Origin of the sequence: Thermococcus henrietii (genome assembly GCF_900198835.1) — an archaeon.
Taxonomy (GTDB): domain Archaea; phylum Methanobacteriota_B; class Thermococci; order Thermococcales; family Thermococcaceae; genus Thermococcus; species Thermococcus henrietii.
Window position 1 is genome coordinate 1,072,926 of the sequence record NZ_LT900021.1, and the last position, 15,004, is coordinate 1,087,929.

Annotated in this window: 14 protein-coding genes; 11 read left to right on the top strand and 3 right to left on the bottom strand. The window is 55.3% G+C overall.

What is annotated here, in order from left to right; all coding sequences use genetic code 11:
• Nucleotides 1–16: 16 nt before the first annotated feature.
• The 10 genes from CS910_RS05975 to CS910_RS06020 all read left to right on the top strand — a co-directional run bounded on the left by CS910_RS05975 (nt 17) and on the right by CS910_RS06020 (nt 11,220).
• Nucleotides 17–1,282 (top strand): TIGR00375 family protein, encoded by a 1,266-nt coding sequence (locus CS910_RS05975; RefSeq protein WP_099210257.1) that lies wholly within the window; start codon nt 17–19, stop codon nt 1,280–1,282.
• A gap of 85 nt (nt 1,283–1,367) precedes the next feature.
• Nucleotides 1,368–2,606: an ATP-binding protein gene (locus tag CS910_RS05980; RefSeq protein WP_223211935.1), complete on the top strand. Its 1,239-nt coding sequence runs from the start codon at nt 1,368–1,370 to the stop codon at nt 2,604–2,606.
• The gene (locus tag CS910_RS05985; protein ID WP_099210259.1) at nt 2,603–3,556 is read left to right on the top strand and encodes a thiamine-phosphate kinase; all 954 of its coding nucleotides are present in this window, start codon (nt 2,603–2,605) and stop codon (nt 3,554–3,556) included. The genes CS910_RS05980 and CS910_RS05985 overlap by 4 nt, the downstream gene beginning before the upstream one ends.
• Before the next feature lie 17 nt (nt 3,557–3,573).
• Entirely contained in the window at nt 3,574–4,452 is an 879-nt protein-coding gene (locus CS910_RS05990) for a lysylphosphatidylglycerol synthase transmembrane domain-containing protein (protein ID WP_099212448.1), read from the top strand.
• Nucleotides 4,428–5,573, top strand: coding sequence for a glycosyltransferase family 4 protein (locus tag CS910_RS05995; protein ID WP_099210261.1), 1,146 nt, complete (start codon nt 4,428–4,430; stop codon nt 5,571–5,573). The genes CS910_RS05990 and CS910_RS05995 overlap by 25 nt, the downstream gene beginning before the upstream one ends.
• Nucleotides 5,566–6,288, top strand: coding sequence for a polysaccharide deacetylase family protein (locus CS910_RS06000; protein WP_099210263.1), 723 nt, complete (start codon nt 5,566–5,568; stop codon nt 6,286–6,288). Before CS910_RS05995 ends, CS910_RS06000 begins: the two co-directional genes overlap by 8 nt.
• A gap of 24 nt (nt 6,289–6,312) precedes the next feature.
• On the top strand, nt 6,313–7,362 hold the full coding sequence (gene amrS / locus CS910_RS06005) for an AmmeMemoRadiSam system radical SAM enzyme (protein WP_099210264.1): 1,050 nt from the start codon (nt 6,313–6,315) through the stop codon (nt 7,360–7,362).
• Nucleotides 7,363–7,364: 2 nt separating this feature from the next.
• On the top strand, nt 7,365–8,198 hold the full coding sequence (locus tag CS910_RS06010; RefSeq protein WP_099210265.1) for a hypothetical protein: 834 nt from the start codon (nt 7,365–7,367) through the stop codon (nt 8,196–8,198).
• A 190-nt stretch (nt 8,199–8,388) separates the two neighbouring features.
• A complete protein-coding gene (locus tag CS910_RS06015; protein ID WP_099210266.1) occupies nt 8,389–10,368 on the top strand; it encodes an S-layer protein in 1,980 nt (659 codons plus the stop codon).
• Between the two features lie 54 nt (nt 10,369–10,422).
• On the top strand, nt 10,423–11,220 hold the full coding sequence (locus CS910_RS06020; RefSeq protein WP_099210268.1) for a hypothetical protein: 798 nt from the start codon (nt 10,423–10,425) through the stop codon (nt 11,218–11,220).
• Here CS910_RS06020 and CS910_RS06025 read toward each other — a convergent pair.
• The gene (locus tag CS910_RS06025; protein ID WP_099210270.1) at nt 11,210–12,955 is read right to left on the bottom strand and encodes a radical SAM protein; all 1,746 of its coding nucleotides are present in this window, start codon (nt 12,953–12,955) and stop codon (nt 11,210–11,212) included. The two genes, CS910_RS06020 and CS910_RS06025, sit on opposite strands and share 11 nt — an antisense overlap.
• A gap of 59 nt (nt 12,956–13,014) precedes the next feature.
• On the opposite strand from CS910_RS06025, the gene CS910_RS06030 reads away from it, so the two are divergent.
• A complete protein-coding gene (locus CS910_RS06030) occupies nt 13,015–13,536 on the top strand; it encodes a ferritin family protein (protein WP_099210272.1) in 522 nt (173 codons plus the stop codon).
• Here the strand turns inward: CS910_RS06030 and rsmA are convergent.
• Nucleotides 13,514–14,347 carry a 16S rRNA (adenine(1518)-N(6)/adenine(1519)-N(6))-dimethyltransferase RsmA gene (rsmA, locus tag CS910_RS06035; RefSeq protein ID WP_099210274.1) on the bottom strand — a complete coding sequence of 278 codons (834 nt, stop codon included), beginning with the start codon at nt 14,345–14,347 and terminating at the stop codon, nt 13,514–13,516. The genes CS910_RS06030 and rsmA overlap by 23 nt on opposite strands.
• Entirely contained in the window at nt 14,344–14,964 is a 621-nt protein-coding gene (locus tag CS910_RS06040; RefSeq protein ID WP_042689188.1) for a DUF655 domain-containing protein, read from the bottom strand. Before CS910_RS06040 ends, rsmA begins: the two co-directional genes overlap by 4 nt.
• Between the last annotated feature and the right edge of the window lie 40 nt (nt 14,965–15,004).

Genomic DNA, 15,004 nt, shown 5'->3' on the forward strand with positions numbered 1-15,004 from the left:
TTTGGGCGGTGGTGAGATGTTAGTAGATGCCGACCTTCACCTTCACTCCCGCTACTCCAAGGCGGTCTCAAAGGCGATGACGATACCCAATCTGGCAGAAAACGCGCGCTTCAAGGGCCTTGGCTTGGTCGGAACGGGTGACATTCTCAACCCCCATTGGGAGGTGGAGCTCCTTAGATACGCCAAGAAAGTCGATGAAGGGACCTACGAGCTCAACGGGGTTCGCTTCCTCCTAACTACTGAGGTCGAGGACAGCAGGAGGGTTCACCACGTCCTGATTTTTCCGAGCATCGAGACGGTTCGCGAGATGAGGGAAATCCTCAGAAAATACTCAGCCGACATCGAGACAGAGGGCAGGCCCCATTTGAGCCTTTCAGCTGGAGAGATAGCCGACCTGGCCAACGACCTCGGCGTTCTAATCGGCCCGGCCCACGCCTTCACCCCCTGGACGAGCCTCTACAAGGAGTACGAGGGCTTAAAGGAGGCCTACGGAGGGGCCAAAATCCACTTCCTCGAGCTCGGCCTCTCTGCCGACAGCGAGATGGCTGACATGATAAAGGCCCACCACAGATTAACCTACCTCAGCAACAGCGACGCGCATTCGCCGATGCCCCACCGCCTTGGGCGAGAGTTCAACCGCTTTGAGGTTGAGGAGGTTACCTTTGAGGAAGTCCGGAAGGCGATTCTAAGGCGCGGCGGGAGGAGAATCGTCCTGAACGCTGGTTTAGACCCAAGGCTTGGGAAGTACCACCTGACGGCCTGCTCCCGCTGTTACGCCCACTACTCCCTCGGCGAGGCGAAGGCCTTCAAATGGAAGTGCCCCAAGTGCGGTGGTCGGATAAAGAAGGGCGTAAAGGACAGAATCCTTGAGCTGGCGGATACGGAAGAGAGGCCGAAAGACAGACCGCCCTACCTGCGCCTCGCTCCCCTCGCCGAGATTATCTCAATGGTCATCGGCAAAGGGGTTGAGACCAAAGCCGTTCGGCTGATATGGGAGCGCTTTTTGAGGGACTTCGGGAGCGAGATTAGGGTTCTCGTCGACGTTCCCGTTAAGGAACTTGCAAATGTCCACGAGGAGGTAGCTAAAGCCGTATGGGCCTACCGCAACGGGAAGCTCATCGTTATCCCCGGCGGTGGCGGGAAATACGGGGAGATAAAGCTCCCAGAGGAGATTAGAAAGGCGAGGGTTGAAGACCTTGAGAGCGTTGAGGTAGAAATTCCCGAGGAGACCGAGAAGCCGAGGCAGATGAGCATAACGGACTTCCTCAATGTTGCCCGGTGAGATTGGCAGGATTCGTGAAAAGTTGCTAAACGTGATTGGCAAAATCTTTAAAAATTTGCTAACTAAAATTAGCAAGGTGTGAGTGATGGAAAGCGTTAGGGAGGTCGTCGAGGACTACCTTGAACTCGATGTTGGGGGTGTTGAGAGGGAGCTTGATGTCCCCCTGCCGAGGGTTCCGAGGGCAGTTGCCATAACCGGCCCGAGAAGAGCGGGCAAGAGCTTTTACATGCTCCAGCGCTTCAAAGGTCTCCTCGGAAAGGTTCCTTCCCTCTACCTGCCCCTCGATGACGATAGAATTTACCCCCCAACGCTCAAGACTCTCAACGGGTTCCTTGAGGTTTTCCATGAAATCTACGGTGAGAAAAAGGGTGTTCTATTCCTCGATGAGGTTCAAGAAGTGGAGAGCTGGGAGCTCTTCGTCAAAAGGGCCGTCTCTCTGGGCCACACGGTTTTTGTTTCCGGCTCGTCATCGAAGCTCCTCAGCAGGGAAATTGCGACCCAGTTGCGGGGGCGGGGAGTTTCGTTTGAGCTCTACCCCTTCTCCTTTAGAGAGTTCCTCCGGGCCAAGTCCTTCACACCGGGGGAATCCCTCCCAAAGAAGGCGAGGGTTAAGGCCCTCCTTGAGGAGTACCTCCTATGGGGCGGCTTCCCAGAGGTCGTCCTTGAAGACTCTGAGCTTTTGAAAAGGAGGACCCTCGAAGGCTACGTTGATTTGATACTCTACCGCGACGTTGTTGAGCGCTTCGGGGTAAAGAACACGAGGGCGCTTAAGCTCCTTCTGAAGCTCATCGGCTCGTCCTTCGGCAGGGAGTTCTCGGTGAGCAAGACGGTCAGGTACATGAAGGGTATGGGAGTCGAGACCAACAGGAACACGCTGTCCGCTTACCTTGAACACCTGGAGGACGCGTACCTTGTCCTAAAGGTCAGAAAGCTCGCACCTCCGAGGGAGAGCGAGAAGGCTCCCCCGAAGGTCTACCTCGTTGATTCTGGATTGGCGAGGGTGTTCAAGGACAAGGTCGAGTTCGGAAGGCTGATGGAGTCCGCCGTTTTAGTTGAGCTTTTCAGGCAGGGAATCAGGCCGTACTACCTCAAGACCCACAAGTTTGAAGTCGATTTTGTAATCCGGGAAGGGGATTATTACAGGCTGATTCAGGTAACGCGTTCCACCGAGGGAACGCTCGAAAGAGAAATTAAAGCCCTCGAGGAGGCTTCAAAGGTGCTACCCGTTCACGAAAAGGTCCTCATAACATGGGACGAGGAGGGGAAAGTCGGAGACGTTGAACTTATACCCCTGTGGCGGTGGCTCCTGGGGGTGAAACGGTGAGGGAATCCGAAATCATAGACCTCTTCCTCAGGCACCTCAACCGGCAGGGCGATTTACCCCTCGGGGACGATGCCGGTGCCTTAAAGCTCGGTGAGAAGTGGCTCGTCGCGACCAACGACATGCTCGTCAGGAAAACGGACGTGCCCGATATAATGACTCCCGAGCAGGTCGGCTTCAAGGCAGTAACCATGAACGTGAGCGATATAGCTTCGATGGGGGCAAGGCCGGTAGGCTTCCTCTTCTCCCTTGGGATTCCGGGGGATTTGGATTCGGACTACCTTGAGGGGATTGCGAGGGGAATCGGTGGGGCCCTCGACTTCTACGGCCTTCCTGTCCTGAGCGCCGACACCAACGAGGCCGACGACCTCATCATAGACGGTATAGCGCTGGGGCTTGCCGAGAGACCCCTCACGCGCTCTGGAGCGAGGCCGGGTGAATTGCTCTGCGTTACCGGCGACCTGGGGAGGGCTTTGGCCGGCTACCTCGTCTGGAGGAACGGGCTCGAGGTGAGCGACGCAGTTAGAAAGGCCCTCTACGAGAAGTTCCTCAAGCCAAAGGCGAGGGTTGAGGAAGGGATTGCGCTCTCAAAGGTGGCCAGCTCGGCGATAGACATCAGCGACGGCCTCGCGAAGGAGCTTTACCTCCTCGCGGAGATGAGCGGCGTTGGAATCGAGGTTTATCCGGAGAGACTACCCATCGGAGAGGGCGTTGAGGAGGTGGCGGGGCTTTTAGGCCTCGACCCGGTGGAAGTCGCCCTCGCGAGCGGGGAGGAGTTTGAGCTGGTCTTTACGGTTTCGCCGGACCTCGCGGATAGCATTGATTTTGAGTTTTCGGTCATCGGTGTTGTTACTCCCGGGAAGGGCGTTTACTCAGTGGTTAATGGGAATAAAAAACCAGTTCCAAGGCTTGGTTGGGAGCACCTGAGTCACCAGAAGGTTTATAACCACTGACATGGAAGGAGTTCCGTATGTTTAGTAGTATTAAAATGGAAGTGCTGACTGGAATCCAGCAGGCAAAGTGCGCAAGCCTACACTACTTCCTCCTTGCGATAGCCACATACTACGTAAGCGTCTTCCTGTTCGCCGTCAGATGGAAGTACGTGCTTAGGGGCACCGGTGTTGACGTCCCAATCAGCGAGCTCTTCAAGGCGAACCTTGCCGGGCTATTTATGAACAACATAACGCCGATGAGCAGGGGAGGAGGAGAGCTCCTCAGGATGCTGTGGGTTTCAAAGCTTCGTGGAGTTCCGATGGGCATCTCTGCGGTTACGATAGTCTACGAGAGAATCCTTGAGTCAATCCCCGTCATGGTCATGGTCGCAATAGGCTTTCTGTACTTCGCAACGTCCGAGGCTCTCGTGTTGATTCCCCTCCTCCTCGGCCTGTTAATGATTTGGCTCAAATGGGAGGGGTTCATCGAGCTAACGCTTCGGCTCTTCCGCGTTGAACTCTCCGATGAAGACCGGGGGAGGATACTAACCCTTAGGAGGCGCGGGGAAGTCAACCTCGTCGGAATCACTGCCAGTTCGCTCGTGTGGGCCCTTGACGTCGCGAGGCTCAAACTGCTCACGCTGGCCTTTGGTTTGAAAGTTTCCTTTCCGGTTCTCGTGTTCGTGTCCGTCGTCAACCTTATCCTTGGGATAGCCGCCTTCACCCCCGGTGGGATAGGCATAGTTGAGGGTGGTCTAGTTGGGACCCTCACCTACGTTGGCCTTCCCCCCACACTGGCCGTGTCGGTGGTTGTACTCGAAAGGTTTATTTCCTATGTCTTGGGTAGTCTATCTGGGCTCGTGGTGCTCTTTACCTCCGGGGGAAGGGAAGTATGGAGAGCCTTAAAATCGCGTTAGTGAGTGACTGGTACTACCCAAAGCTCGGCGGCGTTGCGGTTCACATGCATGACCTCGCGCTTCACCTGCGGAAGCTCGGTCATGAGGTTTCGATAGTTACCAACGACCGGGTGACCGGCAGGGAGGAGGAACTCAGGAGGGAGGGTATCGGTTTAATCAAGGTGCCGGGATACACCTTAGGGAGCGTTGGAATCAACATGAGTATCTTCTCCAAAAATGCCTCTCACATGATACCCTACATTGAGGGGCACGACATAGTGCACGGTCAGCACGCCTTCACCCCACTTGCCCTCAAAGCCGTTTCCGCCGGCCGAAAATCTGGAAAGGCAACCCTCCTGACGACCCACAGCATAAACTATGAGAACTCGTCAGCTATAAAGGCTCTGGCGAGGATGACGTTCCCGTACTTCAAGTACTACCTTGGAAACCCGCACAGGATAATAGCCGTCAGCAGGGCCTCAAAGGAGTTTATAAGGCGCTTCACGAGGGTTCCCATAGAGGTCATCCAGAACGGTGTTAACGTGGACTTCTTCGACATACCTCTTTCGAAGGAGGAGGCCAAGGAAAAGCTAGGGCTCGGTGAACGGGTGATTCTCTACGTTGGTCGACTGGAACCAAGGAAGGGCGTTAGCACGCTCATCAACGCAATGAAGCACGTGGACGGAACCCTTCTCGTGGCCGGTCAGGGGAGTATGCTCCCAATTCTTAGGGAGAGGGCCAAGCTTCTCGGCGTTGGGGAGCGGGTCAGGTTCCTCGGCATGGTGGAGTACCCGAAGCTCCCCCTCCTATACAGGGCCAGTGACGTCTTCGTCCTCCCGAGCCTGAGCGAGGCCTTCGGGATAGTTCTCCTTGAGGCAATGGCCAGCGGTACGCCTGTTATTGGAACGAGTGTTGGAGGGATTCCTGAGATAATAGACGGATGTGGTTTGCTCGTCCCCCCGGGGAACTCCGAGCGGCTGGCGGAGGCCATAAACCTCGTCCTCGGCAATCAGAACGTGGAGAAGCGCCTCGGCCGTCTCGGGAAGAGGAGAGTCGAGAGGGTCTACGACTGGAACGTCGTCGTGAGAAGAATAGTGGCGCTCTACCGTGAGGTCCTCGACGAGGTGGCGGAGAATGGCTAAGATAGTAATGCTGACCTTCGACGTTGAGCACGACTGCCCGCCGTTCGCAGAGACAAGGAGGGGCATGGAGGAGGGCCTCCCTCGCGTTATGCACCTCCTCGAGGAGTTTGGAATCAAAGGAACTTTTCTCTTCACCGGCAGAATCGCGGAGGAATTCCCGGAGCTGGCGGAGCGCGCTGGAAAAAAGCATGAACTCGGCTGTCACGGTCTTGAGCACGAACGCTTTGACCGGCTTTCCTTTGAGGAGGCGAAGCGCAGGCTTGAAGAGGCTAAAGAGATTCTCTCCCGCTTTTCCGAGCCGGTCTCTTTCCGCGCCCCCAACTTCCAGTTTCCGGATAGCTACTACCGCATCCTGGCTGAGCTCGGCTTTAGGGTTGACTCAACCAAGGCTCGCCACAAGGGCTGGCGCAAAGGGGTTACCGAAATCAACGGCGTTCTCGAAGTTCCCGCCACGACGACCTCCATAGTTACGCGCCTCCCGTGGAGGATGCAGGAAAGGTTTCACAGAAAGTTTGAGAGTCCGGTCGTTTACATCTTCCATCCCTGGGAGTTCGTGAGGATGCCCAAGCGCTTGAGGCCCGACTGCTGGTTTGGGACCGGTAAAGGGGCGTTGGAAAAGCTCAGAAAGCTGATTGAGTTCCACCTCGATAACGGTGCGAGGTTTTTAACGCTCCGGGAGTTCTACGAGGGATACCAAAAGCTTAAACGTGGGTGAGCGGACTTCTTCTGGGTGAGAGCCATGAAGGAGGCCCTTTACTGGGAGCCCTTAGAGGGGGGCAAGGTTCGCTGTAAGCTCTGTCCTCTTAACTGCATCATAAACGAGGGCAAGAGGGGTTCCTGTAAGATTAGGAAAAACATCGGAGGAAAACTTTACACGCTCAACTACGGCAAGGTCTCGGCAATAGGGGCTGACCCGGTGGAGAAGAAACCGCTCTTCCACTTCTGGCCCGGCTCGTGCGCGCTCTCGATAAGCTCTGTAGGCTGTAACATGCACTGCAAGCACTGCCAGAACTGGGAGATAAGTCAGGCAGACGAGAGCTTTCCCTACCTCCACGACATGACGCCCGAAATGGTCGTTGCCATAGCGAAGCGCTACGGCTGTGAGAGCATAGCATACACTTACAACGAACCCGTAATCTGGTACGAGTTCGTTCTCGACACTGCTAAACTTGCGAAGAAGGAGGGAATTTACAACCTCCTCATCACCAACGGCTACATCAACGAGGAGCCATTTAGAGAACTCGCGCCCTACATCGACGCGATGAACATCGACATTAAAGCCTTCAGCGACGAGTTTTACATGAAGATAGCCGGAGTTCCGAGCGGTGAGCCGAGCAGGAGGACGGCAGTTATAGCGAAGAAGGACTTTGGAATCCACGTCGAGCTGACCTACCTCATAATCCCGACGCTCAACGACAGGGAAGAGGAAATACGGGCCTTCGCCCGCTGGGTTGTCAACGAGCTTGGCGACGACACGCCGGTGCACTTCTCGCGCTTCTTCCCGCACTACAAGCTCCTCCACCTTCCACCGACACCGCTCGAAACTGTGGAGATGGCCTACCGCGTCGCCAGGGAAGAGGGCCTGAAGTTCGTCTACATCGGTAACGTGCCCGGGCACCCGGGAGAGCACACCTACTGCCCGCGTTGCGGAAAGCCTTTAATAGTCCGCTACGGCTTTGAGATTACCGAGTACAATATCACCGAGGACGGAGGGTGTAAGTACTGCGGTGAGAGAATCCCGATAGTTGGCACATACAAGAAAAGGCGCTATCCGGGGATGTGGTGGTGAAAATGGACAAGATTGAGGCGATTTTTTATATCGAAGGCCTTTCCAACGATAAGAAAGCTTTAGAAAGCGCTATGGCCAAGACCGTGGAGATGCTCAAGTCCGAGAAGGAGGCTAGCGTTAAGGATATCCACGTTGAGGACATCTTGGAGGATCCCGAGAGCGAGCTGATGCCGTACTCCGGCATGATAGAGGCGAGGATAGAGGCCCCCTTTGAGGTCATGGTGGATTTGGCCATCCGCTACGCTCCAGCGGCGATAGACGTCGTCACTACATCGAAGATTGAGCTCGATGCGAAAAGGCTTACCGAGATTCTTGGAGGCGTTTCGTACCTCATGGGCCAGCTGATTGAGCGTTTTGGTGCCTTGGCCGCTTATCCAAAGCTCGATGAGCTTGAGGAGCCCAGAATCGGCTATTCTCGGGAGGAGATTGAGTCGATGATTCTCGACGAGAGGATGGTCCTCTACCGCTTCGTCGTCGAGACCTTCAGCGAGGACGAGGAAACACTCAAGAGGGACTTCTCAAAGGCCCTTGCGTATGAGGGATGCAGGATTAACAAATTTGTGGCCAGAGAGCAGGGTACCAGTGAAAAGAGCGGGCTTAAGTACTTCCTCGTTGCAACGGAGCTCGTTTCTGACATCGAGACCCTCTTCCAGCTGGTCGCCAAGTACTCGCCGGTTGCGATTGAGGTCGTCGAGCCGGAGGTCGTTGACGTGACCCCACCGGAGGTTCAGGGAATCTTGTCTGACCTCGCCGGCTTTGCCTACGAACTTGTCACGAGGCCCCTAAAGGCGAAGGTCCTTGAGAAGGAGAACACATCGTTCAAGTTGCAAAGATAATATCGGCAAAAGGCGAATTGGCTGTAGGCATTTAATTAAGCTCCCTTTTATTTTTACGGCGATTGGCGAGCTTCTTTGGGTCTCTGAAAGGGTCTGAAAGCGAAAAGTATATATACCCCTGATGGCCAGAAGGGTATGACAACACTTTAGCGGGGGTTAATCCCCCAACAAATTAAGGAGGTGTTGTGGCATGAAGGTGAAGAAGATCGCGGCACTGGCCGTTGGTGCCGCCATGATTGGTGCCACCATGGGCTTCGCCAGCGCCCAGCCGACCGTCCCGAACATCCCGAAGGACTTCTTCGTTAAGAACGGACAGCCAAACGTTAAAATCGTGGTTGGAAGCCAGGGTGCCGCTCAGGATGTTGCGAGCGCTGCTGACATAGCTGTTGCCATCGGTAGCATACTCTACACCCAGCAGGATGTTAAAGTCACCGACGCGAGCGTTGTCGTTAAGAAGGACGTTTCCTACGACCCGGAGGACATTCCCGTCTTTGACAACACCTACGTTGGTACCACCCGCTCCTACCCTGACAACTACGCTGGTGTTGCCGGCTGGTGGAACGGAGGCTACGTTCCGAGCTATCCGACCTACTCTGACTACTACGATGACATAACCATCTCATTCAGCCCCGACTACAGCGCGACCGACGGTGGAGTTTGGTCCGACGGTGTTCTTGACCAGAGCGAGATTCAGACCTCAACTCCGGTTAAGCTCTACAACGGAACCAGCGTCTACACCGCGTACTACCACAACGATCCGATGATCTTCGGTCCGAGCGACGCCCTCTACTGGAAGCTTGCCCAGCCGGTTACCTACACCGTCAACGGCCAGACCGTTGCCTCGTTCAGCGAGGGCTACATCCTCGGCTACACCGTCGACATAAAGAGGATTGAGTTCGACCACGACCAGTGGGTCCAGTGGACTTCCAAGTACGGTGTCGTCCCACCGCAGAGCATCGACCTCGTTATCCCGGAGAACAGCGTTAACGTCACCATCGACTTCCAGCTCTACGCCGACAAGTACTACTATCCCTCCGCTGCTGGAGTTATCCACAGCGGCTACTTCATCGAGAACTATCCGTACCACGCCCAGGCGGTCCTTAGGGAAGGTGCTACCGTTGGAGACACCATTGACCTCTTCGGAAAGAAGCTCCAGATAGTTGACATTGGAACCCCGAACTTCCTCGGTGACCAGAACACTTACGACATAGTCTTCGGCAACTACCAGGGCGAGTACTACATCGACAAGGGCGCCTCCAAGCAGTTCGGCAACTACACCGTCAAGGTCCTCGACATTGACATAAACAGCGTCAAGGCCCTCATCCAGGTCACCGGCCCGGAGGGAAGCGTTACCACCACCCTCGACATCGACCCGACCACCCCGACCCCGAACGCCACCGTCCTCTTCGGCGGCAAGATAAGGGTCCAGCTCCTCGACACCTTCATCGGTATCGGTGGAACCACCAGCGCCAAGATTGCTGTCTGGACCAACCTCTTCGGTGTTAACGGTGAGGACGACTCACTCTACCAGGGCTGGACCGTCCACTTCGTCGTTAACAGGACTGCCAAGCTCCTCAAGGAGATATGGCTCACCAACAACGAGGAGCTCAAGGGCTCCGAGATAAACCTCTTCGGCCAGTTCGTCGTCAAGTACGAGGAGCACACCTACACTGACACCGACAGCTATGGAACCAAGCACTACGCCGTCGATGCTTACGTCGCCATTGACCCGGCCAAGCCCGAGTACGAGTACGAGACCTACAAGGTCGGCGACGAGATTGGAGACACCGGCTACTACGTCAGCAACATAACCGCCACCGTCAGCCCGGCCAAGGCCGACGTCTTCAGCAAGGTCACCCAGCCGATAACCGTCCTCGACACCGAGATAATGGCCGAGGGCCTCAACAAGGTTGACAGCAACCTCATCCTCGTTGGCGGTCCGGTCGTCAACAGCGTCACCGCCGCCCTCGCCGACAAGCTCGGCATCCCGGCCAACTACAGCGGCTGGAAGGCCAAGTACGGCACCGGCAAGGAGAGCGGTGTCATCAAGTACATCGCCAAGTGCGGTGCCATCAACGACCACGGCGTCGTCCTTGTCGCTGGTACCGACAGGGAGGGTACCAAGGCCGCTGCCGAGGCCCTCATGGAGTACATCGCCAACCTTGGCTGATGTTTCTTTTCTTCTCCTTTAGTTCTCCTTAATTAACACCGGGAGGTTCTTGGAGTGTCAAAGAAGTTACTTGCAGTATTGCTATTGGTAGTTCTGATAGCTGCTCCACTCGGCTACATCGTCTACGGATACGAGGAGTACAAGAGCGTCATCAACCCCTCAAAGCCCACAACCATCCACACGTACGTTGTTATAAAGTACCCAAACGGAACCTACGTTTCCCTGCCGCTACCCGCGTACAATGAGCTCGTCTCACAAGGCTACAGGCCCCCCGTGGGCACGGAGAAGTACGTTATAAACGTTACCGGCTACCTTACTGGCTCTCCAGAAGTGGACGTAAACATGACGATGCTCGCCCCGTACGATAGGTTCACAATAGTCATCGGAAGTCCAAGTGTAAAACTCTGTTCGTCGAATCCGAGCGAGTTCATCGGTAGCTGTCCGCTCAGAACCGCGGCGGTTAGTGAAATCAGCGCACTGGTGAGCTCACTCTTCAAAAGGTATTATTACCAGAAGGCCCGTGCCATGGGAATGGACAACGCCAGCGCCAAGCAGTACGCCTACGAACAGACGATGAACAGGTACGATATCAGATACCTCTCGTTCATGACGAAGGTCTCGATAGGTTTGGGAAGAATCGGCAACGAGAAGCACCTTGCCGTCGTCCTGCTTGGACCCGCGGAGGGGGCAACCAAAAACGAGATACTCATCCCAAGGAAGGGTCTCTTAATCCTCGAGGGCAAAACCGACGGTGCCCTTCGCGCTGAGGTGGCCCTTATCGAGTACATCATTAACTTCCAGTGGCCCACTGGAAATCAGACGAAAAAAGCTACGGTAACGGCTACAGGCTGACTTTTCCTTCGAGGATTTCCCTTTTATCTTCCCCTACAACCGTGAAAAATTCCTCCTCGCTCTTGAATGGTCTCTTTGCGAGGATTCTGGTCGCGGTCTTCTTCCCTATCCCCGGGATAAGCTGTAGAACCTTTGGACTCTCACGGTTCACGTTTATCGGAATCGGAACCCCTGTTATGCTCCTGAAGCCGTGGTCAACTATGAGAACGTCGTAGAAGCGGTTGAGGGGGACTTCCTTGGGAATCCCGACGATTAGTGGGTAGCTCCCTATCTGTCTCCCGTAGGTCAGACCGTCCTCGAAGACCTCTGCCCGAACGTCCTTCAGCACAGTTCCGACGGGGACGACCCTCTTGAGCATCGGCAGGTCAATCTCGTGCCTTATCTTGTGCCTGTAGTGCTGAATCAGCCGCTTGTGCTTTTCCGTCTTAACCTTGCTCCGCATATGCCACAGGGGTGTTCCTGGGAAGACGACGACCTGCCTTATGTTTATCCTCCTTACCATCAGCCCGTCGTCAAGGAGCCTCTTAAGGAACTGGAAGGTTATCTCGTAGCTCTTTTTCGTCTCGCCCGGCAGGCCGAAGATGATGTTTATCCCAGGCAGGAGCCAGGGCATCCCGTTGTAGCCCCTCCTCGCGCCTACTTCGTTGAGAATCTTCACTGCCTCGTAGGTTTCCTCGGCGGTCGCGTTCAGATTGTTCAGCTTGGCAACCTTGGGGTCGGCGCTCTCAAGGCCAAAAGCCACGACGTTGCCTGGCGTCCCGTACTTTATGAGCGCCTTCGCAATCCTAACGCTCTCCTCAGGATAGTTGGCTATGACTGCTGGATTCGCGTTGTCCACGTGGAGCGTTTTAACGTCCGGCGCGACCGACCGGATTCCGGCGAAGAGCTTTTCAATGGCATCGGGGTTGGGAACCGGAACGCGTCCGTTCGGCCTCGCCATGTAGGAGAATATGCAGCTCTGTCTTCCAACCCTGAAGTGCCTCACGCCGAGGTGGTAAAGGGCTTCCACTTCAGCAACAACGTCCTCAACAGGCCTATCCTCGACGGTTTTATAGCGAACTGGCTCCGTGCAGAATGAACAGCCGCCTATGCCCATTGCTTTTGGGCATCCACGCTGGGTTTCAATCTCCACGATGACGAAGTCCGGGTAATCGGGAAACTGCCTCACGACCTCCGCCCCAATAATTGCATAATCGCGTAATTCGTTATAATCCCTGAACCTGAAGGGGTCGGCGTCCTTCGGATTGGTTAGATAATCGAAGAGGAAAGCCTCCAGGTCTCCGTAGACGACGTGGTCGAAAACGCTCTCGGCCAGCCGGAGCTCCCGGCTCGTGATTTTAACGCCACCCATCGAGGCCGAGCCCATGAAGGCCGGCCCGCCAAGGATTTTGGTCGCCTTTACGTCCCTTATGAAGCGCGCCACCTCCTCGACGCTTCCAGGGACGGCGGAGAGGTACTTACCCGGGGTGTGGAGGCCGCCTATGTAAACCACCAAATCGGCCTTCTCCAGGATCTCCCCTGTCTTTGGGAAGTTCGGTGTTCTGTTCCTCGTCTCTATCCCCCTCTCACCGAGGAAGGTCGCGCGCAGGTCGTCAATAGTCAGGTAGAACACCCGAGCGTCCTTTCGGGCCTTCTTTATCGCGCCGTAGGCGTATCTGGGGTAGATCCCAAGGTATGGCGGAACGCCGAGGCCCGCCGGCTCATCTGTGTAGCCGTCTATCAGCACTATCCGCATGTCCGGCCGTACGCGATGGGTTTTAAAAACCAATCGGCCTACACGTATGGGGATACTCAATGGAAGGGGGAGCCGTTCCCGACTGGGTTGATGAGGTGCTGAAGGAGCTTTCGAGGCTCGGTCCAAAGGAAATTCTCTCGCATATCATCGCGCAGGAGCTCAAGAGGGCCGAGCTCTACTACGAGCTTTACGAAATGAGCGGCGAGGTAACCTGGGACCAGAGGGTGCCGAGGCTTTTCAAGCACCTTTATGAGAACTCCCTTAAACGGGCAGAGAGCTACGTTAATCTCTTCCGCGAGCTTTTTCCGGGGGAATCCCCCGAGCCGCCTAAGATTGACACACCTGGCCCCAAAATTTTAAAGGACCGGCTTTGGAAACTGGTTTACTCCGGCAACGTCGGCGAGATAATAGAATACCTGATTCAGCTTGAAGACCTCTCTGACAGAATTCTGACGAGACTTGAGAGGCTCCTTTCAGGAGACGCCAGGGAAGCCCTTTCTCAAGTAAGGGCTCTTGAAAACACGAACCGAGAACTGTTGAGGGAGCTTTACCGCGAGCTCACGGGTGAAGAGCCCCTATAATCCCCTCATCCCTCAGGCGCTCTTCAATCTCCTTGACTTCAGCCGGGCAGAGCTGGAAGACTCTCTTGCCCGAGTGGGGGACGGAGTTCAGCAGGTTTCTCACTTCTTTGAGCTTTCTCTTGCCAACTCCGAGCATGTGGGCCGACTTCTTGAGGGCCGAAGCGACCGTGCTCCTTCTGTGCTGGAAAAGGGCCTTGACAAGGTTTTCGTCGAGTTCTATACGCTCGTCCTTCGGTTTTGGCTCGATTACGACGACGGCTGAATCAACCTTCGGTCTCGGCCAGAAGGCACCTTTACCAATCCTCTCGACGAGCTCGACGCTAGCCTTCGCCTGAACCATTAGCGAGAGGCGCGAGTAGTTCTTATCCCCGGGTTTCGCCACCATCCTCTCGGCGAACTCAAGCTGGTAAATCAAAACCGCCCGCTCGAACTCGTGCTTTAGGAGCTTGAATGTCACCGGCGAGGAAATCTGATACGGTAGATTGGAGACCATCTTGTTGAATTCCGGCCACTCGACCTTAACTGCGTCCCCCTCGATGAGCTCGACGTTGGGCCACGAATATTCGCTTCTCAAAATCTCTATTATCCGCCTGTCCCTCTCGATGGCGTAGACCTTTCCCGCCTTCTCGGCGAGCTCCTTTGTGAGAACGCCCAGTCCCGGCCCGATTTCGAGAACGACATCGCGTTCGCTCAGCTCTGCCCTCTCGACGTTCCTCTCGATGATGTCGGGCACTATCAGAAAGTTCTGGCCGAGGTCGCGGTTGGGTCTGAGGTTGTACTTGTAAATAAGGGAGAAGAGCTCGTCCCTCATCCCCTGAAAATCCTCCTGTGGCCGACGAAGAGCTTGTAGCGGTCCTTGTCCTGGAGCTCATCAACGATTCTCTTGGCTATCATCTTGACCGGGTCGGGGAGGCCCTTAACGCGCTTTCTCAGGTCCTCAAAGCTCTTGAAGGGCTCCCTCTGCCTCTCTTCAATGATTTCCCACATGTGCTTCTTTCCTATGCCCGGCAGGAGCTCGAGGCTGTGGAGCCTGTTGGTTATCGGGGGGGCAACGTTGAAGAACTGGATGAAGCGTTCTTCATTGTTCTTAACAATCTCCTCTACGACGTAGGGGAGTTCCGCTTTGGCAGTGTCGGTCAGGTCGTTGTAGGTTATCTTCTTGTTGATGAGGAGGATTTTATCGCGGTTCCCCTTGCCAATGAAAACCCTCTCGTAGAGCATTAGGTCCTCTTTGGGCGTTACCTCAAGGAGCGTGAAGGCCTTCTCACCGAGCACCTGGGCAACTGGCTTCCCGCTTCGCCTGCCGGTTGAGATATCGAGGTACCCCTCGGGAAGGTAGTCGAGCACGTAAGCGTACTCCTCATATTCAAGGTTTCGCCTCTTCTTCTCGAGGCTTTCACGGTAAGAATGTCTCCTGTACCTGTCCATTCTCTCTCCCCCAGAACTTATTTTGGCCCGGAGTTTTTAT

Bases quoted from the DNA above. Each gene is read 5' to 3' on its own strand.
- CS910_RS05975 (WP_099210257.1), top strand. From the start codon at position 17: ATGTTAGTAGATGCCGACCTTCACCTTCACTCCCGCTACTCCAAGGCG.
- CS910_RS05980 (WP_223211935.1), top strand. From the start codon at position 1,368: ATGGAAAGCGTTAGGGAGGTCGTCGAGGACTACCTTGAACTCGATGTT.
- CS910_RS05990 (WP_099212448.1), top strand. From the start codon at position 3,574: ATGTTTAGTAGTATTAAAATGGAAGTGCTGACTGGAATCCAGCAGGCA.
- CS910_RS05995 (WP_099210261.1), top strand. From the start codon at position 4,428: ATGGAGAGCCTTAAAATCGCGTTAGTGAGTGACTGGTACTACCCAAAG.
- CS910_RS06000 (WP_099210263.1), top strand. From the start codon at position 5,566: ATGGCTAAGATAGTAATGCTGACCTTCGACGTTGAGCACGACTGCCCG.
- amrS (WP_099210264.1), top strand. From the start codon at position 6,313: ATGAAGGAGGCCCTTTACTGGGAGCCCTTAGAGGGGGGCAAGGTTCGC.
- CS910_RS06010 (WP_099210265.1), top strand. From the start codon at position 7,365: ATGGACAAGATTGAGGCGATTTTTTATATCGAAGGCCTTTCCAACGAT.
- CS910_RS06015 (WP_099210266.1), top strand. From the start codon at position 8,389: ATGAAGGTGAAGAAGATCGCGGCACTGGCCGTTGGTGCCGCCATGATT.
- CS910_RS06025 (WP_099210270.1), bottom strand. From the start codon at position 12,955: ATGCGGATAGTGCTGATAGACGGCTACACAGATGAGCCGGCGGGCCTC.
- CS910_RS06030 (WP_099210272.1), top strand. From the start codon at position 13,015: ATGGAAGGGGGAGCCGTTCCCGACTGGGTTGATGAGGTGCTGAAGGAG.
- rsmA (WP_099210274.1), bottom strand. From the start codon at position 14,347: ATGAGGGACGAGCTCTTCTCCCTTATTTACAAGTACAACCTCAGACCC.
- CS910_RS06040 (WP_042689188.1), bottom strand. From the start codon at position 14,964: ATGGACAGGTACAGGAGACATTCTTACCGTGAAAGCCTCGAGAAGAAG.